Here is a 5,833-nt window from a genome sequence, read left to right as displayed (position 1 = left end):
GAGCCGGTGGTTGAATAACGGACATGGCCTACGGCAATATGGCCGGTGATCTTGCTGATTATCTCTTCATTGAATACCACATTGACCAGTCCCATCCCGACGTGGCCGCGAAACTCCTTGCCGTCGGAGGCAAAGATCCCGGCCGACTCCTGGCCCCGGTGCTGAAGGGCATATAACCCGTAATAAACCAGCTTGGCCAGCGGATCACCATTGTATGAATAGATCCCGTAGACGCCGCACGCTTCTTTCAAATTATCCCTCTCTTTATTGCCGCGAATAAACTTCGCGGTTAAATTAACCGCGGCGTTTAGCCGTTGGTTATAAGGCTCTCCAACTTAGCAACTACGTCATTAACGCCGACCAATTCCATTTCGCCGCTCCGGCGCTGTTTGATCTCAACTTTCTTTTCTTTCAATCCTTTCGGGCCAACGATCACTTTAAAGGGTATCCCGAACAGGTCAATATCTTTAAGCTTCACGCCGATCCGGTCGATCCGATCGTCAAGTAAAGGGGCCAGCCCCCTCTTTAATAGATCATTGTAGATCTTTTCAGCCGTCTCCTTCTGCTCCGGTTCTTCCGCGTTGACCGGCACGACCGCTACTTTAAAGGGGGCGAGCGGCGTCGGCCAGATCATCCCGTCTTTATCATGGTTCTGTTCGATCGCCGCGGCAGCGGTCCGCGAAACGCCGATCCCGTAGCACCCCATGATCATCACCTGCTCCTGGTTCTTCTCGTCCAGGTAGACGCAGCGCATCTTGTCCGAATACTTTGTCCCAAGTTTGAAGATGTGCCCCACTTCAATACCGCGAGAAACCTCAAAATGGCCATCGACGCAGCGAGGGCATTTGTCGGCCGCCGCCGCGAAACGGAGGTCGCCGGTCAGATCCGCTTTATAATCCCGGCCGTAAACAATGTTTATTACATGGTGATCAGCTTTATTCGCCCCGGAGACCGCCAACGGGATCAGTTCAACCGCCTGGTCGGCGACGATCTTGACCCCTTTGAGCCCGACCGGACCGGCAAAACCAACCGGCGCGCCGGTCACTTTTTTAATGACCGCTTCATTAGCGAGCCGCAGGTCTTCAACTCCCAGAACTTTTTTTAATTTAGCTTCATTAATCGCATGATCGCCCCTGACCAGGGTGGCAACCGCCCCTTGCTCCGTTTCATAGATCAAAGTCTTGATCATTTTATCGGGGGTGATCTTCAGGAACACGGCCACTTCTTCGATCGTCTTAGCTCCAGGAGTACAAACATCCGTAACCTTTTCCTCTGCCGTTGCCTTTGCCTCTCCCTTCCACTTCCCCACTCCCGCCGATTCCCGGCTGGCCGAATAATCGCATTTTGTGCAATGGAAGATCTCTTCTTCGCCGGTCTCCGCTAGAACCATGAACTCCTGGGAAAAACCACCGCCGATCAAGCCGGAATCAGCCTCAACGACCCGGTATTTAAGCCCCATCCGGTCAAAGATCCGGCAGTAGGTTTGGTACATATTTTGATATTCCCTCTCCAGGCTCTCCGCGCTGGCATGGAAAGAATACGCGTCTTTCATCAGGAATTCACGCCCGCGCATCAGTCCGAAGCGGGGCCTCACTTCATCCCGAAATTTGGTCTGGATCTGGTAAAGATTGGCCGGAAGCTGTTTATAAGAACGGATCGAGTTGCGGACCAGGTCGGTAATAACCTCTTCGTGGGTCGGTCCCAGGCAGAATTCCCGGTCGTGACGGTCCTTGATCCGGAAAAGCTCTTTGCCGTAGAGCGGCCAGCGGCCGGATTCCTGCCAAAGCTCAGCCGGAATAATTGTCGGCATCAAGACTTCCTGGGCGCCGGAGAAGTCCATCTCTTCCCGGATAATTTGGATAACATTGCGCAACGTGCGGTAACCAAGCGGTAAAAAGGTGTAGACTCCGGCCGCCAGCTTTTTGATAAAGCCGCCACGGAGCATCAGTTTATGGGATACGACTTCCGCCTCGGATGGATCTTCACGAAGGGTCGGCGCCACCACCTGCGACATTCTCATTTAGCTCAACTTCCCCCCTACTGACCAGACTATTATACCTCATTTTTCCCTAGATATCAACCAATTCGTTAGCTGTTGATTTTCCTTTTATTGTGTGAAATTTTATTAATATCTAGCTGATATATACTTATGAGTTCTATTTCACGCTATTCTCTGGGATTGTCTTATCAGTATAGAGGCAAAACTTTTGGGCTAAAGGGGCCCATCTCTTATAAAATAGTGATTTGCCACCAACTTCCTCTGGTTAGCCATCATCTGAGGATTATTGAACGTATTTGCAAAGAATTGATTGACGCGTCTAATAACGGCAGATCCACCCAAAGAATGAACGAAGATCTGACTGGAATCAAAGTCGCGGCAGCCAAAATCCGTCAGCTCCACAACAAACTATCTCAATTATACAGCCACAAACCGAATCGATTATTCTTAAACACTTCAATAACGGAGGAGAATGGATCCAATAAAGACAAAACGGCCAGAAAAATAATTCATGATATTAACAATGTACTATCAACCTTAGCCTCCAACCCAAGATTTATCATTGATGACATACAAGATAATGAAGCAAACTTTTCCGAGCAAGATCTTGTTAGGCTAAGAAGTGTCATGGACAGCTGCCAGCGGGTCGAGGCGTCAGCAAGAGAAATTGGTCGCGTCATGAAAAGTATTTACGCTCTTCTGATTCACAATACAACGCCAAAATCAGCCAGAATCGAAAGTCCTCCGCCACCAACAACCCTGCCGCCAAAACGGATCCTGGTCGTCGACGACGAAGAAATGAATCGACGGCTTCTTCAACAGATCCTCTCCAGGCAAGGGCATACGGTCCAGACCGCCGCCAGCGCGGAGGAAGCGCTGACCCTTGACCTTGCCAGCTTATCCCTGGTCATAACCGATATTGATATGGGAGCGATAAACGGCTTATCTCTGGCCGAAAAAATCAGGGCCGGCCATGGCAACGCGGTCAATATTATCGTCATGAGCGGAGATCTTAGCCCAACCAGAAGAGAGATCGCGGCAAAACACGAGGTGAATATCTGCCTTGAAAAGCCATTAACCGCCAAGACCCTGCTGGCCGCCATCTCCGACATTTTCTCTGACAAATAAATCTGCGCCCGGCAGGGATCTCCCGATGGACATAATATTACAATAACAATGAAATCATCGGGATCCCGTCGATTCCATCATTATTAAATTAATTAATGAACGACGGGAGAACCTGCTACCTTCCCGATCCGATCGGGACGCTTTATCCAAATGAGTTGATAATTAATTTATGCGCCCGGCAGGGATCGAACCTGCTACCTATTGCTTCGAAGGCAATCGCTCTATCCAAATGAGCTACGGGCGCATCATCGGTTCAAAGGAAAAACTTTAGCCTTGGGAAAACCGTTAAAGTTGGTCGCCGAAGCAATGCTGTAGGCGCCAATATTATCGACGTACAAGAGATCTCCGATCGCCAGGTCCGGCAGCATTTCGCTGGTTGAAACAGTGTCAAACGCGTCACAGGTCGGACCGACCACCGCGCAGATCTTTTTCTCCCCTCTCTTTTTGAACGAATGGAAGTGATAAGGACAATGGTCAAAAACTACTCCCGAGAGCGTGCCGTAAACACCGTCATTGACATAATACACGGTCTTGCCGTCGCGCACCGCTTTGCCAATGATCTTGACCACCAGCTTGGCGGCGGTCGCCACCAGGTAACGCCCGGGCTCGGCTACGATCTCCACTTCTTTGGGGAAAAGACGGTCCAGCTCTTTGCGGAGCTTGCCGGCAAAAATCTCAAAATCAGGGACCGCGTCATCGTATGGAACAGGGAATCCCCCGCCGATATTTAAAACCTTCATCTGGTGCCCCCGGGAAGAGGTCTCTTTAAAGATCTCGGCCGAGGCTTCAAGGGCGGTAATATAATTATCAATATTACAGCACTGGCTCCCGACATGAAAACTGACCCCTTCGACCGACAACCCCAGGTCAAACGCTTTTTCAATTAAATTGGGGGCATCTCCGGGTTCGATCCCAAACTTGCTCGACAATTCGACCATTGAACCGACATTTTGGACCCTGATCCGGCAAATTAACCCGGCATCCGGGCAATATTTCTTGATCTTGACCAGTTCCTCGGCGTTATCATAGGTCATCAGAGTGTTGTAGTTCTTAATCTTTTTTAACGTCTCGACCGGCTTAATGGTATTGGCAACTATTATCCTGTCCCAGATAAACGAGGTTCGCTTCTTTCCCCGAAGCTCTTTTTTGGGCATATTATCCAAGACCAGATTAAATTCTTCCAGAGAAGCGACATCAAACCCGCAATCCAGCGGATAAAGGGTTTGGATGATCTCCGGATCGGAATTCGCTTTGATCGCGTAATAGAGGCCAACCCGGGGGAGAAACCGTCTCATCCGGCGGTAATTCTCGCGAATGACTTCGTGGTCAAGAACAAAAAGCGGCGTCCCGTTCTTTTTTGCCAGCTTGAAAAGGTCCTGATTGTTCAATTACTTCACCAGAAAGGTCGTAAACTGCCAGACGTCATCCTTTTTCGGCGTCGGCATATCAAACTTGGTGAACTTGGTATTCAGGTTGTCCAGCGGGGTCCAATTGACCGGCTTGGAAACGAACGGTTTGATATACGGCTTGGCAATTTTAAGGATCTCTTCGTGGTCGATATCGTCGGGCATCAGGAAACCCCGCTTGGGGTTCTTGATCATCCAGATGGAAGCGGCCACGACCGAGATCGCCACCTGCATGGTGGTCGCCTGCTGGTGCGGGACCAGCTTCCGGGAAGTGTGGATATCAAGCAAGCTGCCACACCACCAGGAATTGAAGTCATGCCCCATGAGCAGGACCCCCAGCTCGTCCCGTCCGGAAATGATCTCGTCCGACATGATCCTTTGCTTCTCCTGCATTTTGAATTGGCGCATCTCCAGCTCCCGCAGGGAGACAACAGCACAGTCGCTCGGACAATAGGCATAATGGACCGTTGGACGATACACTGCTTCTCCATGCTCCCAAACGGTCAATCGATCAGAAATGCTGAATGCTTCACCGTGGCGAATGACCATCCCGGTGATCTCGCCGCACGGGACCCAGGAACGGACCCAGGTCCTCATCCCAAGCGTTCGTAAACAGATCTGATTGCGCGGTCCGGTCTCATGGAAAAAGGCCCCTTCAGGAACATACTTTTCGTGCGTCCCCCAACCCAGTTCGGCCGGAGCGACCCCTTCTTCATAAAAACCTTCAATGCTCCAGGTGTTGACGAATTCATTGACCTGCTTCGGCTGGTCGGTGATCTGGGTATCACGCTCTGAAATGTGAACAACCTTGGTCCCGGTCAGCATCGCCAGCCGGGCAAAATCTTTGACCCTGATATATTCTTCAAGTTGTTTATTCCGTGAATTTTTTGGTTTTTCCGCGATGATCTTTTCCGCGATCTGGATCAAAGCGTGTTTGGTAAAGTGGGAAACAAGCCCCGGATTGGCCCCATGATCGACGATCGCGGTCGTTCCGTTGTTGTTCCCCCATCCTTCGATCATTTTGCGGATCTCCATATGGCGGGCATAAAGAGTATACTTGGTCGGGTCGTTCCTTTGTTCGTCCTTGTATGGATCCCATTCTTCTACAGAAGTATTGACATAAAGGACCTGGTTATCACGGCACCAGGTGACGATCGATCGGCAATCAATGTTCCAGGCCAAGTCGATGATCAGATCACCTGGACCAACATATTTGGCCAGGAGTTTCTTGTAGTTTTCCTTGGTTACCCGGTCGATAACGTATTTAACCCCTTTTTTAAGCGAGTCCTTTACTCGCTTT

5 protein-coding genes and 1 tRNA gene are annotated in these 5,833 nt (G+C 50.3%); 1 reads left to right on the top strand and 5 read right to left on the bottom strand.

Annotation, left to right across the window (positions count from 1 at the left end):
* The coding region (locus tag KKF06_03725) for an amidophosphoribosyltransferase (protein ID MBU1616878.1) at positions 1-251 on the bottom strand (251 nt) is incomplete at its 3' end.
* 56 nt (positions 252-307) lie between these two features.
* Positions 308-2,020, bottom strand: coding sequence for a proline--tRNA ligase (locus KKF06_03720; GenBank protein ID MBU1616877.1), 1,713 nt, complete (start codon positions 2,018-2,020; stop codon positions 308-310).
* Positions 2,021-2,626: 606 nt separating this feature from the next.
* On the opposite strand from KKF06_03720, the gene KKF06_03715 reads away from it, so the two are divergent.
* Positions 2,627-3,127: a response regulator gene (locus KKF06_03715; GenBank protein ID MBU1616876.1), complete on the top strand. Its 501-nt coding sequence runs from the start codon at positions 2,627-2,629 to the stop codon at positions 3,125-3,127.
* 170 nt (positions 3,128-3,297) lie between these two features.
* Here KKF06_03715 and KKF06_03710 read toward each other — a convergent pair.
* The 3 genes from KKF06_03710 to KKF06_03700 form a co-directional block, all read right to left on the bottom strand.
* Positions 3,298-3,371 (bottom strand) — tRNA-Arg (locus KKF06_03710).
* A gap of 1 nt (position 3,372) precedes the next feature.
* Positions 3,373-4,515 carry a type III PLP-dependent enzyme gene (locus tag KKF06_03705; protein MBU1616875.1) on the bottom strand — a complete coding sequence of 381 codons (1,143 nt, stop codon included), beginning with the start codon at positions 4,513-4,515 and terminating at the stop codon, positions 3,373-3,375.
* Positions 4,516-5,833 (bottom strand): saccharopine dehydrogenase NADP-binding domain-containing protein (locus tag KKF06_03700; GenBank protein MBU1616874.1); only part of this gene is annotated, 1,318 nt, incomplete at its 5' end.

It is taken from the genome of Candidatus Margulisiibacteriota bacterium (genome assembly GCA_018822365.1).
Lineage (GTDB): Bacteria > Margulisbacteria > WOR-1 > O2-12-FULL-45-9 > XYB2-FULL-48-7 > XYB2-FULL-45-9.
The sequence above is the reverse complement of the archived record's forward strand: the minus strand, read 5'-3'. Positions and strand labels throughout refer to the sequence as shown.

Excerpts from the sequence above, each read along its gene's own strand:
- KKF06_03720 (MBU1616877.1), bottom strand. The coding sequence starts at position 2,020 with ATGAGAATGTCGCAGGTGGTGGCGCCGACCCTTCGTGAAGATCCATCC.
- KKF06_03715 (MBU1616876.1), top strand. The coding sequence starts at position 2,627 with ATGGACAGCTGCCAGCGGGTCGAGGCGTCAGCAAGAGAAATTGGTCGC.